Origin of the sequence: Chryseobacterium tongliaonense, from assembly GCF_041224435.1 — a bacterium.
GTDB lineage: Bacteria > Bacteroidota > Bacteroidia > Flavobacteriales > Weeksellaceae > Chryseobacterium > Chryseobacterium tongliaoense.
The window spans coordinates 717,481-733,951 of record NZ_JBGFFD010000001.1; the positions used below are offsets into that span (position 1 = coordinate 717,481).

A 16,471-nucleotide genomic window follows, 5' to 3' on the forward strand; every position below is an offset into this window, starting at 1 on the left:
TGCACTTAGAAAAGTAGCAAGGGTAAGACTTTCTAACGGAAAAGAAGTTAACGCCTACATCCCGGGCGAAGGACATAATCTTCAGGAGCACTCGATAGTATTGGTGAGAGGCGGAAGGGTGAAAGACCTACCGGGAGTACGTTACCACATCGTAAGAGGTGCTTTAGACACTGCAGGTGTAAATGGAAGAACACAGAGAAGATCGAAGTATGGAGCTAAGAGACCTAAGCCAGGTCAGGCAGCTGCTGCACCAGCAAAAGGAAAGAAAAAATAATCATTAAATAAGGTACAGAAACAATGAGAAAGACAAAAGCGAAAAAAAGACCGTTGTTACCAGATCCAAAGTTTAATGATCAGTTGGTAACAAGATTCGTAAACAACTTAATGCTTGACGGTAAAAAGTCTATCGCATTCAAAATTTTCTATGATGCATTAGATATCGTAGAAACTAAAAAAGGAGATAACGAGAAAACAGCCCTTGAAATCTGGAAAGATGCATTAACGAATGTAATGCCTCACGTAGAAGTACGTTCTAGAAGAGTAGGTGGAGCTAACTTCCAGATCCCAATGCCAATCAGAGCTGATAGAAAAATTTCTATGGCAATGAAATGGTTAATCAAATATTCAAAAGCTAGAAATGATAAGTCTATGGCTTTGAAATTAGCTAATGAAGTTGTAGCTGCTTCTAGAGAAGAAGGTGCTGCTTACAAGAAAAAGAGTGATACTCACAAAATGGCGGAAGCTAACAAAGCGTTTTCACACTTTAAATTCTAATCTGAAATGGCAAGAGATCTTAAATTTACAAGAAATATTGGTATTGCTGCTCACATTGATGCCGGTAAAACTACCACAACAGAAAGAATTTTATTCTATACAGGAAAAACCCACAAGATTGGTGAGGTTCACGAAGGTGCCGCTACAATGGACTGGATGGAGCAAGAAGCAGAAAGAGGTATTACCATTACTTCTGCTGCCACTACTTGTAGCTGGAATTTCCCGACTGATCAGGGAAAAACTCTTCCTGAAACTAAACCTTACCACTTCAACATCATCGATACACCGGGACACGTTGACTTCACTGTAGAAGTAAACAGATCTTTAAGAGTATTGGATGGTTTGGTATTCTTATTCTCTGCAGTAGATGGAGTAGAGCCTCAGTCTGAAACAAACTGGAGACTTGCTGACAACTATAAAGTGGCAAGAATGGGATTCGTAAACAAAATGGACAGACAGGGTGCTGACTTCCTTAACGTGGTAAAACAGGTTAAAGAAATGTTAGGATCTAATGCAGTTCCAATCGTTTTACCAATCGGTGCTGAAGAAGATTTTAAAGGTGTTGTAGACTTAATTAAAAACAGAGCTATCATCTGGGATGAAGCAGGACAAGGAGCTACTTTCGAAGTAGTGCCAATTCCTGAAGACATGAAAGATGAAGTTTTAGAATACAGAGAGAAATTAGTAGAAGCTGTAGCTGACTATGATGAGACTTTAATGGAGAAATTCTTCGAAGATCCGGATTCAATTTCTGAAGAGGAAATCAACGAAGCATTAAGAAAAGCTACTATCGATCTTTCTATCATTCCAATGACTTGTGGTTCTTCTTTCAAAAACAAAGGAGTACAGTTTATGCTTGATGCGGTTTGTAAATATCTTCCTTCTCCAATGGATAAAGATGATATTACAGGTACAAACCCTGATACAGATGCTGAGATCACAAGAAAGCCGGATGTAAAAGAGCCTTTCTCTGCATTAGCATTCAAGATTGCTACTGACCCGTTCGTGGGAAGATTGGCATTCTTCAGAGCTTATTCCGGAAGACTTGACGCTGGTTCTTATGTTCTTAACACAAGATCAGGAAACAAAGAAAGAATTTCCAGAATCTATCAGATGCACGCTAACAAGCAAAATCCTGTAGAATATATTGAAGCAGGAGATATCGGTGCAGCTGTAGGATTTAAAGATATTAAAACAGGAGATACTTTATCTGACGAGAAAAATCCAATCGTTCTTGAATCGATGATTTTCCCTGATCCGGTAATTGGTATCGCTGTTGAGCCTAAAACTAAAGCTGACCAGGATAAAATGGGTAATGCTTTGGCTAAATTAGCTGAAGAAGATCCTACTTTCCAGGTTAAGACTGACGAGGCTTCAGGACAAACGATTATCTCAGGGATGGGTGAGCTTCACCTTGACATCCTTGTAGATCGTATGAGAAGAGAATTCAAAGTTGAAGTTAACCAGGGACAGCCTCAGGTAGAATACAAAGAAGCTCTTACACAAACTGCTAACCACAGAGAAGTTTACAAAAAGCAATCTGGGGGTAGAGGTAAGTTCGCAGATATCGTATTTACTATCGGACCAGCTGACGAAGGTAAAACCGGTCTTGAATTCATCAACGAAATCAAAGGTGGTAACATTCCTAAAGAATTTATCCCTTCAGTAGAAAAAGGTTTCAAAGAATCTATGAAGAATGGTCCTTTAGCCGGATTTGAAGTTGAGGCTATGAAGATTGTATTGAAAGACGGATCTTACCACCAGGTTGACTCGGATCAATTATCTTTCGAATTAGCTGCTAAAATGGGATTCAAAGAAGCTGGTAGAGCTGCAAAAGCTGTGATCATGGAACCTATTATGAAACTGGAAGTTGTAACTCCGGAAGAATATATGGGGGATATCGTAGGTGACCTTAACAGAAGAAGAGGTACTGTAAACGGTATGGATGACAGAAATAATGCAAAAGTAATCAAAGCTTTCGTTCCACTTTCTGAAATGTTTGGTTATGTAACTTCACTTAGAACATTGTCTTCTGGTAGAGCTACATCTTCTATGGAGTTTGAAAAATATGAAGCGGCACCATCAAACGTTGCTGAAGAAGTAATCGCTAAGGCTAAAGGTTAATATTTAAATTAGATTAAAATGTCACAAAGAATCAGAATAAAACTAAAATCTTACGATTATAATTTAGTAGACAAATCTGCTGAGAAAATCGTAAAAACGGTAAAGGCTACTGGTGCTGTTGTAAACGGGCCAATTCCATTACCAACAAATAAGAGAATCTTCACTGTGTTGAGATCTCCGCACGTTAACAAAAAAGCAAGAGAACAGTTCCAACTTTCTGCTCACAAGAGATTGATGGATATCTATTCTTCTTCTTCTAAAACTGTGGATGCTCTAATGAAATTAGAGTTACCAAGCGGTGTAGACGTGGAAATTAAAGTGTGATAATTGCATACTTTGCAATGATTATAATAAAATCCGTTCCTTTCAAAGGGACGGATTTTTATATTTTACAGATAAGCTGAAATCATAATCATGATTCCTTCCCACTTTTGTATTCCCCTTCTACATATCCTCCGTTTACATAACGGGTCGTGTCATTCATATGCCACGCATAAACTCCGGCGACCATTACACCAAGATCTTCCACATAGTTACAGACTGTCTCATGAAAATGATCAAAAGGTAGAAGGTATTTTTGTAAAACCAGAAACTCATCTAAATAACAATCATGGAGCTCCAAAGCTTTCATATAAGCTTCCTTTAATGATATTTTATGTTCTTGCTGCATGACTTTCACAAGATTCATCGTGTCTTCTTCCCGGTGAAGCTCTTTGGGTAAAGATATAATATCATTATGAATGCCGATCATTAAAGCACAAAGGGTATAAATACGCTTAATGTGTGGATGGTCAAAAATTTCATCCGGTAAATCACGATATTCCTTTTGCAACGCCACATAATTACAATAAGGCTGAACTCCGCTTGTCGCTTCCCGGATAAGCAGGTAAACAGGTAGCGGCGGAATGGTATTTGTCCTGTAATATACCTTTTCTTCCGAATAGCCGATAAGTACCTCATGTATTGACTTTACAAACCTTTTGTATAAACGTTCGGGGATTCCGCATTGAATGGCATCTTGCCTTAATATCCAGAATTGATGGAATATGCCGTTATCTGTTGGCTCTTTAAGATCATCACCGCTTAATAATGCCATGATACGATCTGTTATTTCATACATTTCGCTGCGTGTACAACGGTCAAAATAATCGTCCATCATCGCTCCGTTGCCTGTATAATTGGCTAAAGGCCGTAGCTCTGCAATGTTGTTTAAAAAAGGGCAACCGCGTGCTGCAAGATCGGTAAGATTGTGCTGCTTGTGCTTTTCGCGGGCTGTTAAACTGTGGAAAATATATTCTTTATCAATCCAGTCATAATATTCTTGTCTTTGCTGTAAATAATCGGGATGAATAAAATCCGGAAAAGGATACTTAGGTTTAGGGAGTTCTGCTAAATCCGCATAAAATTCTTCATCTGTAATTGAAGTTTTCATATTATTTTGTTTTTATGGTTAAGTTTTGTTTAAAATTAATTCAAAAAATTGAGATTTAATTTGATTTTTGAAATTGATTTACTGTGTGCCGGTTTCGGCGGAGTTTTTGCTGGCATTCTCTTAAAAACTATTACAATGAGTCAACCAAACAAAAGTATATTTGAAAAGTTTTCAGATTGGGCAACGAAATTTACAGGAAGTTCCTATGCATTTATCGGTGCAACGCTTATTGTGGCGGGATGGGCATTTTCAGGGCCTTTGTTTGATTATTCAGAAACCTGGCAACTGGTGATCAATACCGGAACGACCATTATTACTTTTTTAATGGTGTTTCTGATTCAGAAAGCCCAGAATAAAGATTCAAAAGCAATTCAGATCAAACTGAATGAGCTTCTTGCCGCCAATGAAAAAGCGAGCAACAGAATTGTAGATATAGAAGACCTGACGGAAAAAGAACTTGACCAGTTACATTGCTACTACGAAAAGCTTTCGAGCTTTGCCAAAGAAGATGCAGATATTCACACTTCACACTCCATCGATGCTGCCCAAAGGAACCAGGATTATAAACATGAGTTCTTCAAAAAGAAGCATGAAGAATGGCTGGGAAAACAACAAAAAAAGGAATCAATTTGATTCCTTTTTTTATTATAGATATTGAAGATTATTTCATGAAATAGCTGAAATAAGAACAGCTTCCCATCAGACTTTTCGCAGCTTCAGTATCTGCATATTGGGTTTTCAGCAAAGCAAAATAGGTGCGGTATTTTTGATTTTTAATCTGATCCAACTGTTTTTGGTAAGCATCGGTTTTTTCAGACCACTTAGGATCAGAATAGCTGACATTAGCCGGATTTTTTGCTTCATACTGATAATATTTTCCCTGCTCGGCACTCGCCATCTGGAAGATGATTCTGGCTTTCTGTTCTTTATTGGCGGAAGCATCCAGAGCTTTTCTGTAATAATTGATTGCCAGGTCAAAGTTGTCAGGTTCTATATAAGACCTGTCGAGGAAGTTTTTATAATAATACTGGTAAGGTGTTTTCTTATCGGTATTCCAGAAATCATACTTTCCGCCATTCGTATTATCAACATCCATTACAAAAATATGTCTGTAATACCCCAGAATAGAAGTGTTGTACAAGAGATTTCCTATCAGTTGATTCGCTTTAGCTGCTTTTTCATCTTTTCCTGAACCTATTTTTTTAAGCTGGATCAAAGCATCTGCCAGTTCCAGTTTGCTCATATCCGGCTTGATGAATGGAAACTGGGAATAATCTTCATTTTCCATACTGGTCTGCGCATCACTCTGGTAGCTTTCCCAAAAATTATGTCCGAAAATATAATCAGGAATATTTCTGAAGCCGTTATATTCATTCGCTGCATATTGATGAGGAACTTTCGGCTGCTCAGTAGAAACCCAGTCATAATTAATCCTTGGAATCCCTACAAAGTTCTGTGCCTTCTGATAATAAGATTTTGCTTTTTCAAAATCAGCCTGCCGCATTGCTCTGTCACCATAAATTACGCTGAAGAACGCATCAATATTGCCAACATCATCCATATTTTTGGCGATGATCTGCTGCTCAAACCGGGTCTTGTCGGGTTTTCTGTAAAAGTCCTCAACGCTTTTTACCAGACTTGAATTCGGGTTGTACTGCAGGTCGGAAAGCTTATTATTCATCAAGAAAGATTTTCCGTCTTCACCCTGAAGGAAATAACGGTTAGCCAGAACATCTTTAAGGAAAGATGCCGTTGACGGAACAGGACCATAATAATCATAATCGGTAGTGGCACTGTCTTTTTTAGCTTCCTGATCGATAAAATATTCTGAATAATCTTTCATCAGGTGATCTTCATATTCTGCCGTAATTTTTGGTTGGGAGACTATATCATTCAATACCTTCATCCTTTTGATCTCTTCAAGATATTCCGGATTATTGGTTTTGATCTCATCTAAAATTTCAGTACTTGCTTTATAATCTTTTTTCAGGAACTGCAAATAAGCATCTGCAATCTGCCAGTATTCGTCTTTTGATTTCTCTTTGGTCTTTTCAGTGAATTTTTCCAGCTCATCCAGGAAATCTTTTGTCTTGTTTCCATACCAGTAATTGCTGTTGGTATAAACCGGAATTCTGTTCGGGTTGTCCAGTAATTCATCATCGCTCTGGTCGGCTTTGCTTTCAGTTGAATTTTTATCTTTTTTACCTCCGAAAAGGTTTTTAAAGAATCTTATAATTTTCTGCCAGAAAGAAAGCTCTTTTTCCTTTACTTCTTTGGTTTCGGTTTTGGCTTTATCTACAGTTGCTTTTGAACCGTCTTTTTGAACCGCTGCCTGATTTTCATCATCAGAATTATAATAATAAATCGGAAGATAATTTCTTTCAAGTTCGTTGATGCTTCTCACCGCCATTACTTTTAGAATTTCCGAATCCGGATTGATGTCATACATCTTTTCCATAATAGGAATAGGATTTGTGAAATCTTCATAGCCTAAAAGAAAGTAAGCCATGTTTTTTTCATCATTGTTCCCAGCCCGTTTCAGGATATTATTAAAAGATGCAGTATCCGAAAGCTTCATCGAAACAAACGCAGATTCTTTACGGCTTTTACTGTTCATAAAAACCTGAAAGAAATTCCAGTTGGCATCACCGTTCATTTTTAAACCTCTCTGTGCACCTGCAAGCTGATCAAGAGCCATGAAATAAGGAGCTCCTTTTAACCTGATTGGTTCTACATACATCTTGAAAGCCTGAAGTGCAGTATCATAATTCCGTGTATAATGATTGAAGCGGACAAGCTGATAGCCGTACCGCTGTTTGATCTCCGGATTTTTTGCCGCGTTGTAGAGCGAAGTTAAAGCGGAAATTGTCTTATTGTAATCAAGGTTGGTTGCATTTTTATCATTTCCGGTTCCGCCATAATAAAACGAATCTGCATTTTCAATGAAGTTGATTCTCATATAAGGCTCGAGATATTTTGCCTCAATTAAATAATCAATTCCTTCGTGGTATTTTTGGTAAAAACCGGTGCCCAGCTTTTTTAACAGCTGATTGTTGGGATTTCCTTTTTTTAATTCATTAAGATCATTCATCCCCATTTTGTTCACAAGATAATCTGTCTCTGAATAACTGAGCTGATTATTGAAAAACTTTCGCCATGAATCAATATTTTCATCCGGAATCTGTCCCGCTTTAAACTCAGTATAAAACCTTGTCGAATAACTGTGAAGAAAAGGCAGGTAAGATTTATCCTTGATGATGCTCTGGGTAAACAGATTGAAATATTCATAGTCCGGGTCAGACCATGCGCATGCATCAGACTTGGTATAGAAAAGTGATAGCACTGCTAATGAAAGAATATACTTTTTCATATTATTTTGTGATGTTTTATTTGAGTTTATAGTTTTAAATATTTAATCAATACAATATAGTTTTCTGTGTTCTTTACACAGGTTTTTATTTGTTAAAAGATTCGTATTATTTATGCTTCAATTAAAAATTAAACTTCTGATCTACAACAAATTTACTATCTAATTGGTAATAAATGATATTGAATTGGGGTATTTTTTTCTCTAAGAAATTAACGACCTCTTCCAGCTGCTGATCCGAAATCTCTTCTATTTTTATGGTAAAGCCTTTGTTTAAATAGTTTCCAAAATAGAATCCGTCTTTCATGATTTCAATTTCATTTGCTGAAATTCTTTTGAAATCAGGGTTTTCCAGATCCTTTTCAGACAATGCATTGATCAGCTTATGCTTTCCCAGATAATTGGTGACAATTCCCCATGAATAGATCGGCAGTGCCACTTCTATTTGCTGAATAGGATAATCTTCCAGCTTTGAAAGATAACTTTTCAGTGTATTGACCTCCAAAATTGAGTTTTTATCAGAGCTTTCCAATGGTGAAGACGTGGAATAGCACATCAGGTATACTTTTTTAACGGGCGGAATTCCGGTAAGGTTTTTATCCTTTACCTGATGAAGACGAAGCGTGCAGGTGATTTCTTTTCCCGAAACTTTCTGCAGCTCTTTTAAGAATTTAAAATAATCATTGTGCGTTCCTGCAGTCCAGTCACAATCAATTTGAATTTCATTATTTGTTTTCAGGTGATATTCTGTTGTTTTTTTCCGGATTAAACGATCAATGCTTTCAGCCAGAAATTTGATTTCATCAGCAGAAATATTGAGAAAGGTCTGGTTTGTAATGAAAACCGTAGGAACGATCTTTTTATCAGTGGTAAAGTTTTGGTCTTTGGTAATGACTGCAACCGGCTGAAATTTTCCATCGGTTTTACTCACATCAAAAAAACGGGTATATACATAAGGTGTTGTAGCCTGATCTAAGGCCTTTTTCTCCTCCTGATTCAAGACAAGACGGGTTTTCCAGTAATAAAATGTGTACGGATGATCCTCTTTCTTACATGAAATAACCAAAAGGAAAAGGAATAAAAATCGCAGAACTTTCATTATTGGTAAAATGCGCTTTCACAGGTGCAGTCTCCTTTATCCATCTCGGAAACGGAACAGCAATCTTCCGATTTTTGAATATTGCCTTTTTCGTCGGTAAGGTAGATTTTTTCCTTGTCAAATTTTACATAGAAAGTTTCGTTATACGTCTTGAAATATACCTTCATCACTTTAGGATTGTACTTTCCGGCATTGATTTCTTCGGAAGTTTCTTCTCCGCTTGCCTGGTTTACCTGGACAAAGCCGAAATAGACATCATCGTTTTTCTTTACTTCAAGATAATAAGCCGGAGTTCCGGTACCACTGTATCCTTCAATGATGTTGAAAGTTCTTTTTCCCGTGAAGGGAGCTTTAGACTGGGCAAAAGACAAAAGGCTGATGCATAGAATAAGGAAGCTGAAAATCTTTTTCATATTTTTTATTCAAAATTAAAAATATCCCAGCAAAAATTAAACCGTAAAAACCCGATGTTTTATTTCCTGAGTCTTTTCAGAAAGGATAGACTTAAATTCTGATCATCAACAAAACAAAACCACTCCGGAACGGAATGGTTAATTGAAATTTATTAGATCATATTTTTAAAATACAGTCGCGCTAAGCTGTATCCTGGCAAATTTATTAGCCGGATTCCACATGGCCATCATAAAGACGGGGAGGCTGTAATGTTCGGAAAACTTAATGGCTTTACTGGCTTTCAGGCCTACGTTGACAATTTCAAAACTGTCTTTTCCGCTGCCATACAGGAAATTCCTGTCATTTAATGCAAATCCGCCACCGACAAAGGCATCTAAATTTACTTTTTCATCCCTTATTACAGGATAGCTGGCCTGTACATAAGTCGAGTATTTATTCTTTTTATAGCTTCCGTCAGGTTCTAAAACCACTTCGCCTGCATTTGCTCCACCATAAAGCATAATATCGGCTTCGATATTGATCGGAAACGATGGCCCGAAAGTATAATTGGTTCTTAAATCAATGATATGGGCTGTCTTTCTGTTGGAATAATTGAAAATGTCATCAGAAGCAACCTCAGTATTAATGTTCCTGGAATTAAATAAATCCCACAACCCGATATACAATCGCCCGTCGGAATACTGAACGTAATAATTGATCTCCTTGTAATGGGTACTGTCTTTATCATCAGTGAGCGAAGAAGCTCCCCATAATCCGACTTTCCATTTCTTTTCTGCATCGAAGGCATAAGAAAGGTTTCCCATAACCACCGGTTTGTCTGTAATAATCAATCCTCTCCACAGGTGATTATTCTGAATGTTGGCGGTAAAATCTAATCTGCCTTCTTTGGTTTTTGTGCTGTCCTGGGCAAAAAGATTCCCTGTGCCCAGCATAGCCAGGCATATCATTATCGAAAATTTTTTCATTGATTTTTTTGTGATTAATTTAAAACACCATAAAGTAATGCTGCTAAAGTTGCTCCCAAAATGGGACCTGCCACAGGAATCCATGCATAGCTCCAGTCGCTGCTTCCTTTTACCGGAAGAAGTGCGTGCATAATCCTCGGTCCCAGATCACGAGCAGGATTGATGGCATATCCGGTAGTTCCTCCCAATGATAAACCGATGGCCCAAACCAATAAGGTTACCGGAAGTGCTCCCACAGAACCCAGACCTACTTTTGCTGTAGAATCATTAAGTAAAGAAATACTAGGATCTGCAAAATGAAAAATAACAAATACCAGAACGAAGGTTCCTATAATTTCACTGATCAGATTGGAAGAAGTTTTTCTGATGGCCGGTCCGGTGCTGAAGCAAGCCAGTTTTGCACCTTCATCTTCTGTAATGGCAAAATGGTCTTTATTAAACAGCCATACTAAAAATGCTCCTGATAATGCCCCTATCATCTGAGCGGCAATATATGACGGAACAAGATCCCAGGAAAATTTTCCGGCAATGGCCAGGCCTAGTGTCACGGCGGGATTCAGGTGAGCACCGCTTATTGGCCCTGCAACGGTAACACCTACAAAAACGGCTAATGCCCAGGCTGTGGTAATCACAATCCATCCGGAATTATTTCCTTTTGTACCTTTCAAAACAACATTGGCTACAACACCGTTGCCTAATAGGATCATAAGCATTGTGCCGATTATTTCTGCTATAAATGGAGTCATATGTATTTTTTGTAAAATGGGTTAATCTTCGATCCAGTTTTGAGAACGTGTTACTGCTTTCTTCCATAAATGGATCATGCGGTCTGTCTTCTCTTTTTCCAGTTTAGGATGGAAATCTTTGTCTACAATCCATTGAGACTGGATCTCATCAATATTTTTCCAGTATCCTACAGCAAGACCTGCGAGATAGGCTGCTCCCAATGCGGTAGTTTCCAGTGTTTTCGGTCTTGTAATTTTAAATCCGAATAAATCCGATTGTATCTGCATCAAAAGATCACTTGCGGAAGCTCCGCCGTCCACTCTCAATTCAAGGCTGGCTCGCCCGGAATCCGCTTCCATTGCTTTTACAATATCATATACCTGAAATGCAATTCCTTCCAACGTAGCTCTCGCGATGTGAGCGTTAGTCGTTCCACGGGTAACCCCAACAATAGTTCCTCTTGCATACTGATCCCAATAAGGCGCTCCTAAACCTGTCAAAGCAGGAACAAAATAGACTCCGCCATTATCTTCTACAGTTTGAGCGAGGTCGTTTATTTCCTCAGCAGTATTAATGAGTTTCAAACCATCTCTCAGCCATTGTATAGCTGCACCGCCTACAAATACGCTTCCTTCTAAAGCATAATTAACTTCTCCATTGATTTTCCATGCAACGGTTGTAAGCAGATTATTTTTAGAGGATACAGCTTCTTTTCCTGTATTCATTAATAAAAAGCAGCCGGTTCCGTAAGTGTTTTTTACCATTCCCGGCGTGGTGCACATCTGCCCGAACAATGCAGCCTGCTGATCTCCGGCGATACCGGCAATCGGAATTTTGGTGGAAAAAAGGGTGGTGGCTGTTTCTCCGTAAATTTCACTGCTTTGTTTCACTTCGGGTAAGATTGCTTTCGGAATGTTGAATAACTGCAGCAGATCATCATCCCAATCCAAAGTGTGGATATTCAGAAGCATGGTTCTGCTGGCATTGGAAACATCGGTGATAAACATTTTTCCGCGGGTAAGTTTCCAGACCAGCCATGTATCAACCGTTCCGAAACATAATTTTCCTGCTTCCGCTTTTTCTCTTGCTCCTTCTACATTATCCAGGATCCATTTCAGTTTTGTTGCTGAAAAATAAGCATCCAGAACGAGACCTGTTTTTTCTTTGATCATATCGGCATGACCTTCTTCTTTCAAAGAATCACAATATTTGGCCGTTCTTCTGTCTTGCCAGACTATAGCGTTGTAAACGGGCTCACCGGTTTCTCTATCCCATACCACAGTAGTTTCACGTTGATTGGTGATACCAATTGCTGCAACTTCCAATCCTGAGATGCCTGCTTTTGCAATGATCTCAGCCGCTACGGAAATCTGGGAAGACCATATTTCATTGGGATCATGCTCTACCCAGCCCGGAGTAGGAAATATCTGTTCAAAACTCTTTTGAGAAATGTATTCTATTTCTCCGCTGTGATTAAATAAAATAGCTCTAGAGGAAGTTGTACCCTGATCTAAAGCTAGAATTAATTTTCCACTCATATCGCGCATATTAATTTAGATTGATTGTTTTAGGAGAATACGGAGTCAATAAATAACCCTTTGCCAATTCAATGAATTCTTGTTCCTGTTGGTGTGCCCATTCCTGTCCAAGCCCTCTCTCTTCAGCAATGATTGCTGCCACTTTATGAGCACTGTCTATTGCGGCTCTGGCATCCAGAAACAGCATGCGGACTCTTCTGGCCAGAACATCTTCTATTGTTTCTGCCATTTCATTTCGTACGGCCCATATGATTTCAGCTACCGTAAACGGATGATCCGGGTGTATTTTTTCTGCATAATTTTGATTTTCGTTTTGCAAAGACCGGATCGCCGGAATATCAGATCCGTAAACATATAAATGACTGCTTCTGTCCACCTGTTCAGCTTTTACATTACCATGGATGGATAAATGTTCGGTAGATGAAGGTATTGGTTTCATTTTATGAATTTCCATGGCTTTATTAATGGTGTCTTCCGCCATTTTACGATAAGTCGTCCATTTTCCGCCGATAATTGAAACTAACCCGGTGTCTGATATAATCACTTTGTGGCTTCTGGAAACCTCTTTTGTGTTTTTACCTTCTCCTTTTGGTGCTGCGAGGGGTCTGAGCCCTGCAAATACAGATTTTACATCTTCCCGGGTTGGTTTTTTTGAGAGATATTGTCTTGCCGTATTTAAAACAAAATTAATTTCCTGTTCTAAAGCTCTCGGTTCAAAACTTTCGGTTTCCAATAAGGTATCAGTAGTTCCTACTAAAGCCCTGTCATGCCATGGGACGACAAACAAAACCCTTCCGTCTGAAGTTTTGGGGATCATGATGGCATCATCGCTTTTCAGAAAAGATTTATCCAATACCAAATGGATTCCCTGGCTAGGTACCACAAATTTACCATGCTTGGGATTATTCATATTCAGAATATCATTGGTAAAAACCCCGGTTGCATTGATAACTACCTTCGCATGTATCTCGTATTGCTTTTGGGTGAACTGATCTTCGGCAACGACACCTGTTATTTTATTTGAATCGTTTTTGATCAGGTTGATTACTTTCAGATAATTAATGGCACTGCCTCCTTTTTCAATAATTGTTTGTGCCAGGTTGATCGCTAAACGGGCATCATCAAACTGCCCATCCTGATATACCACACCGCTCATCAGATTTTTCTGTTCTATCGTCGGAAGTTTACCGATCGTCCTGGATTTGCTGATGTATTGTGTTTTTCCGAGACTTAGTTTCCCTGCCAGAAAATCATAGACAGATAATCCTATCTTATAATAGATGCCGCCCCACCATGTGTAATTCGGTATGATGAATGACTGGTTTTTTACTACGTGGGCTGCATTCTTTGCAAGCAGGCCTCTTTCTTTCAAAGCTTCTTTTACCAATCCGATATCTCCCTGTGCAAGATATCTTACGCCACCATGCACAAGTTTTGTACTTCTGCTGGAGGTTGCCTTTGCAAAATCATGAGATTCTATCAATAATGTTTTGAATCCCCTGCTTGTTGCGTCCAATGCTGAACCTAAGCCACTCGCGCCACCACCTATAATGATAAAGTCCCATTCCTGAGTATCGGCTAATTTATTTAGTTCTTCATTTCGTTTCATAACTGTTTCGTTTATGTTTCGTTTTCAAATGTATAAATTAAAAACGAAACTAAAAAGAAAATAAATGAAATTTTTAAGAAGTCAAAAAAAAATGATATTTTTGATGAAACAAATACAATGGAAAAGCTAATAGCCCGGCATAATGATATTTTAAAGGTATTGGATGAAAAAGACTATGTTCTTGTGCAGGAGCTGTGCGAAAAGTTTAATGTTTCTTCAGTTACGATCCGAAAGGATTTGAATTATCTGGAAAGCTTGGGATTACTTTTCCGGAATCATGGCGGTGCCAGTAAACATATGCGATATGCTTATGAGAGGAATGTGGATGAAAAGGAAAGTATCAATGTGGAGGCAAAACAGAATATTGCAAAAGCAGCCTTACAGCTTATTGATGAAAATGACTGTATTATTCTTGCTTCAGGTACTACCATGCATTATCTGGCCAGAATGCTGAAAAATTTTGGACCGCTTACCGTTCTTACTTCTTCCTTAAGAGTTGCTCTTGAGCTTTGCAATAATCCTAATATTAATATCATTCAATTGGGAGGTGAGGTGAGGAAGAGTTCTACTTCTATTGTGGGTTCCATCTCTGAAACGATTCTGAGACAGTTCTCATGTAATAAATTATTCCTTGGGGTTGACGGAATTGATATGGAGTTCGGGATCAGTACATCAAACGCTGCTGAAGCTCATTTGAATCAGCTGATGATCGAATGCTCCGAAAAAGTGGTTATTCTGGCTGACTCATCCAAATTAAATAAAAAAGGATTCGGAAAGATTGCTTCTCTGGATAAGGTTGACTATCTTATTACAGATGATGAAATCTTGGAAGGGGATAAAGTTAGACTTGAAGAAGCTGGTGTGAGTGTTATTGTGAAATAATTTAAGTTTAAAGATTCAAATACTTTTTATTAATCAAAGAAACTTTTTAAGTTTAGTATTTTGTTAATCAGTTGATTGCTTGCCGTTGACTGACTTGTTTTTTAATAATAGTTTCGTGATGTTAAAAAACAAACAATATGAAAAAATTATTATTTATTACAGCTTTAGGAGCTGCGGGCTTAACAAGTGCTAAAGAAATTAAAAAAGAAAATACTTCTGTTAAAAATAAAGAAGCTGTAATTGAAAAAGTTGAAAGCCAAAATTTAGAAAAGCAAGTGAAAATTGCGATATCGTTGCATAATTGGATCGGTGTTTCTACTTGGTGTGGTAAAGTATTTTATTTAGATGCGAATGATTATTCAAATATCGCTGACTTAAATGCTGATGCTGCTTATTTTACAGACCAACAATGTGCCTCCACACAGTTAGGGACAGGTTTTTAGTCGTTTAAAAATTCTCTTAATTGTTACGATTCTTTATCATTTAACAAATATGAAATTCTATCCATTAATATTAACCTTTTTCTTGTCTTTTTACAATGGGCAATCAATCATTTCTCCTAACTTCTCAATTAAAACAGCACCTTTTGAAGTTATCAATTATGAAAAGAGCTCTTATAATATATATTATAAAGTAAATTTTTTAGACAATGCTCTTTCATTAAATAGTCAAAGAGAAGTATTATGTATTTTAGAAATTGGAGATAAGGTTTCTAAATTTTTTGATCATAATCATATGAAAATAGATTCGTTAGACGAAAAATACAGTAGTCAAAATACGATTGGAGCAAAGGAAACTGGTTTGTATTTAAAAACAAAAGTTTTATGGCATAATGTGATCTTTAGGAACAATGATTCAATTACAGTTCAGGATAGGTTTAGAAAAGTCTATCAGTATGAAGAAAGTCAACCAAAGCTTAACTGGAGTTTAGAGAAGGAAGATAAAGACATATTAGGATATAAGTGTAATAAAGCAACCGTAAAATACAGGGGAAGAGATTATGTAGCTTGGTATACCAATGATATATCGGTCAGTAATGGACCTTACATATTTAATGGACTTCCCGGTTTAATAATGGAAGTTGAAGATAGTGACAGGAAATATCATTTTGTTGCAGTTGGTATTGATAAAAACCCTAGGAAGATATATTTACGAAATGAAAAGTCTATATTAAGAACAACAAGAGAAAAATTCAGGAATGTACAAAAAACATATAGAGAAAATCCTGGAGCTTTTTATAGTGGCAAAGCTTACAATGAAGATGGTACACCAATTATTATTAAACAACAAAATGTTAAATATGAATCTATGGAAATCGAATAATCCCTGATCTATTTATAAAAAGTTAAAGCCTTCCAAAAAAATGGAAGGCTTTAACTTTCTATAAATCAAAATATTTTGCTGTAAATATTTGTCAGTTGTAAAATTATTCATACATTTGCACACTCATTTTAGGGGCGTAGTATGCCTATATCAAAAGTAGAAATTACTTCAGACTTCCTGAAAATGGTGATAAATAAAGGATAAATTTTATTATAATA

The 16,471-nt window shown here is 37.5% G+C and carries 16 protein-coding genes; 8 read left to right on the plus strand and 8 right to left on the minus strand.

Features of this window, described 5'->3' with window-relative positions:
- The 4 genes from rpsL to rpsJ form a co-directional block, all read left to right on the plus strand.
- A partial coding sequence (rpsL, locus tag AB8P06_RS03345) for a 30S ribosomal protein S12 (RefSeq protein WP_369837842.1) occupies positions 1-274 on the plus strand: 274 nt, incomplete at its 5' end.
- A 23-nt stretch (positions 275-297) separates the two neighbouring features.
- Entirely contained in the window at positions 298-774 is a 477-nt protein-coding gene (gene rpsG, locus AB8P06_RS03350) for a 30S ribosomal protein S7 (protein WP_007839548.1), read from the plus strand.
- Between the two features lie 6 nt (positions 775-780).
- Positions 781-2,898 (plus strand): elongation factor G, encoded by a 2,118-nt coding sequence (gene fusA, locus AB8P06_RS03355; protein WP_369837847.1) that lies wholly within the window; start codon positions 781-783, stop codon positions 2,896-2,898.
- Between the two features lie 18 nt (positions 2,899-2,916).
- Positions 2,917-3,222: a 30S ribosomal protein S10 gene (gene rpsJ, locus AB8P06_RS03360; RefSeq protein WP_002661363.1), complete on the plus strand. Its 306-nt coding sequence runs from the start codon at positions 2,917-2,919 to the stop codon at positions 3,220-3,222.
- 88 nt (positions 3,223-3,310) lie between these two features.
- Here the strand turns inward: rpsJ and AB8P06_RS03365 are convergent, their stop codons facing one another.
- Positions 3,311-4,330, minus strand: a complete 1,020-nt coding sequence (locus tag AB8P06_RS03365) for a terpene synthase family protein (RefSeq protein ID WP_369837859.1) — start codon at positions 4,328-4,330, stop codon at positions 3,311-3,313.
- Between the two features lie 135 nt (positions 4,331-4,465).
- On the opposite strand from AB8P06_RS03365, the gene AB8P06_RS03370 reads away from it, so the two are divergent.
- Positions 4,466-4,963, plus strand: a complete 498-nt coding sequence (locus tag AB8P06_RS03370; RefSeq protein ID WP_369837862.1) for a low affinity iron permease family protein — start codon at positions 4,466-4,468, stop codon at positions 4,961-4,963.
- A 28-nt stretch (positions 4,964-4,991) separates the two neighbouring features.
- Here the strand turns inward: AB8P06_RS03370 and AB8P06_RS03375 are convergent, their stop codons facing one another.
- The 7 genes from AB8P06_RS03375 to AB8P06_RS03405 form a co-directional block, all read right to left on the minus strand.
- On the minus strand, positions 4,992-7,700 hold the full coding sequence (locus AB8P06_RS03375) for a hypothetical protein (protein ID WP_369837865.1): 2,709 nt from the start codon (positions 7,698-7,700) through the stop codon (positions 4,992-4,994).
- A gap of 121 nt (positions 7,701-7,821) precedes the next feature.
- Complete coding sequence (locus tag AB8P06_RS03380) at positions 7,822-8,796, minus strand: hypothetical protein (protein ID WP_369837868.1); 975 nt, start codon at positions 8,794-8,796, stop codon at positions 7,822-7,824.
- Positions 8,796-9,209 carry a hypothetical protein gene (locus AB8P06_RS03385; RefSeq protein WP_369837870.1) on the minus strand — a complete coding sequence of 138 codons (414 nt, stop codon included), beginning with the start codon at positions 9,207-9,209 and terminating at the stop codon, positions 8,796-8,798. Before AB8P06_RS03385 ends, AB8P06_RS03380 begins: the two co-directional genes overlap by 1 nt.
- A gap of 165 nt (positions 9,210-9,374) precedes the next feature.
- Positions 9,375-10,175 (minus strand): hypothetical protein, encoded by an 801-nt coding sequence (locus AB8P06_RS03390; protein WP_369837872.1) that lies wholly within the window; start codon positions 10,173-10,175, stop codon positions 9,375-9,377.
- A 14-nt stretch (positions 10,176-10,189) separates the two neighbouring features.
- The gene (locus tag AB8P06_RS03395) at positions 10,190-10,921 is read right to left on the minus strand and encodes an MIP/aquaporin family protein (protein WP_369837875.1); all 732 of its coding nucleotides are present in this window, start codon (positions 10,919-10,921) and stop codon (positions 10,190-10,192) included.
- Between the two features lie 21 nt (positions 10,922-10,942).
- Positions 10,943-12,439: a glycerol kinase GlpK gene (glpK, locus tag AB8P06_RS03400; protein WP_369837878.1), complete on the minus strand. Its 1,497-nt coding sequence runs from the start codon at positions 12,437-12,439 to the stop codon at positions 10,943-10,945.
- A gap of 10 nt (positions 12,440-12,449) precedes the next feature.
- Entirely contained in the window at positions 12,450-14,048 is a 1,599-nt protein-coding gene (locus AB8P06_RS03405; protein WP_369837881.1) for a glycerol-3-phosphate dehydrogenase/oxidase, read from the minus strand.
- A 117-nt stretch (positions 14,049-14,165) separates the two neighbouring features.
- Between AB8P06_RS03405 and AB8P06_RS03410 the strand changes: the two genes are divergently transcribed.
- The 3 genes from AB8P06_RS03410 to AB8P06_RS03420 all read left to right on the plus strand — a co-directional run bounded on the left by AB8P06_RS03410 (position 14,166) and on the right by AB8P06_RS03420 (position 16,253).
- Positions 14,166-14,930 carry a DeoR/GlpR family DNA-binding transcription regulator gene (locus AB8P06_RS03410; RefSeq protein ID WP_369837884.1) on the plus strand — a complete coding sequence of 255 codons (765 nt, stop codon included), beginning with the start codon at positions 14,166-14,168 and terminating at the stop codon, positions 14,928-14,930.
- Between the two features lie 137 nt (positions 14,931-15,067).
- Positions 15,068-15,373: a hypothetical protein gene (locus tag AB8P06_RS03415; protein WP_369837887.1), complete on the plus strand. Its 306-nt coding sequence runs from the start codon at positions 15,068-15,070 to the stop codon at positions 15,371-15,373.
- Positions 15,374-15,422: 49 nt separating this feature from the next.
- Positions 15,423-16,253 carry a GLPGLI family protein gene (locus tag AB8P06_RS03420; RefSeq protein WP_369837890.1) on the plus strand — a complete coding sequence of 277 codons (831 nt, stop codon included), beginning with the start codon at positions 15,423-15,425 and terminating at the stop codon, positions 16,251-16,253.
- Positions 16,254-16,471: the final 218 nt, after the last annotated feature.

Excerpts from the sequence above, each read along its gene's own strand:
- rpsG (WP_007839548.1), top strand. The coding sequence starts at position 298 with ATGAGAAAGACAAAAGCGAAAAAAAGACCGTTGTTACCAGATCCAAAG.
- fusA (WP_369837847.1), top strand. The coding sequence starts at position 781 with ATGGCAAGAGATCTTAAATTTACAAGAAATATTGGTATTGCTGCTCAC.
- rpsJ (WP_002661363.1), top strand. The coding sequence starts at position 2,917 with ATGTCACAAAGAATCAGAATAAAACTAAAATCTTACGATTATAATTTA.
- AB8P06_RS03365 (WP_369837859.1), bottom strand. The coding sequence starts at position 4,330 with ATGAAAACTTCAATTACAGATGAAGAATTTTATGCGGATTTAGCAGAA.
- AB8P06_RS03370 (WP_369837862.1), top strand. The coding sequence starts at position 4,466 with ATGAGTCAACCAAACAAAAGTATATTTGAAAAGTTTTCAGATTGGGCA.
- AB8P06_RS03375 (WP_369837865.1), bottom strand. The coding sequence starts at position 7,700 with ATGAAAAAGTATATTCTTTCATTAGCAGTGCTATCACTTTTCTATACC.
- AB8P06_RS03380 (WP_369837868.1), bottom strand. The coding sequence starts at position 8,796 with ATGAAAGTTCTGCGATTTTTATTCCTTTTCCTTTTGGTTATTTCATGT.
- AB8P06_RS03385 (WP_369837870.1), bottom strand. The coding sequence starts at position 9,209 with ATGAAAAAGATTTTCAGCTTCCTTATTCTATGCATCAGCCTTTTGTCT.
- AB8P06_RS03390 (WP_369837872.1), bottom strand. The coding sequence starts at position 10,175 with ATGAAAAAATTTTCGATAATGATATGCCTGGCTATGCTGGGCACAGGG.
- AB8P06_RS03395 (WP_369837875.1), bottom strand. The coding sequence starts at position 10,921 with ATGACTCCATTTATAGCAGAAATAATCGGCACAATGCTTATGATCCTA.
- glpK (WP_369837878.1), bottom strand. The coding sequence starts at position 12,439 with ATGAGTGGAAAATTAATTCTAGCTTTAGATCAGGGTACAACTTCCTCT.
- AB8P06_RS03405 (WP_369837881.1), bottom strand. The coding sequence starts at position 14,048 with ATGAAACGAAATGAAGAACTAAATAAATTAGCCGATACTCAGGAATGG.
- AB8P06_RS03410 (WP_369837884.1), top strand. The coding sequence starts at position 14,166 with ATGGAAAAGCTAATAGCCCGGCATAATGATATTTTAAAGGTATTGGAT.
- AB8P06_RS03415 (WP_369837887.1), top strand. The coding sequence starts at position 15,068 with ATGAAAAAATTATTATTTATTACAGCTTTAGGAGCTGCGGGCTTAACA.
- AB8P06_RS03420 (WP_369837890.1), top strand. The coding sequence starts at position 15,423 with ATGAAATTCTATCCATTAATATTAACCTTTTTCTTGTCTTTTTACAAT.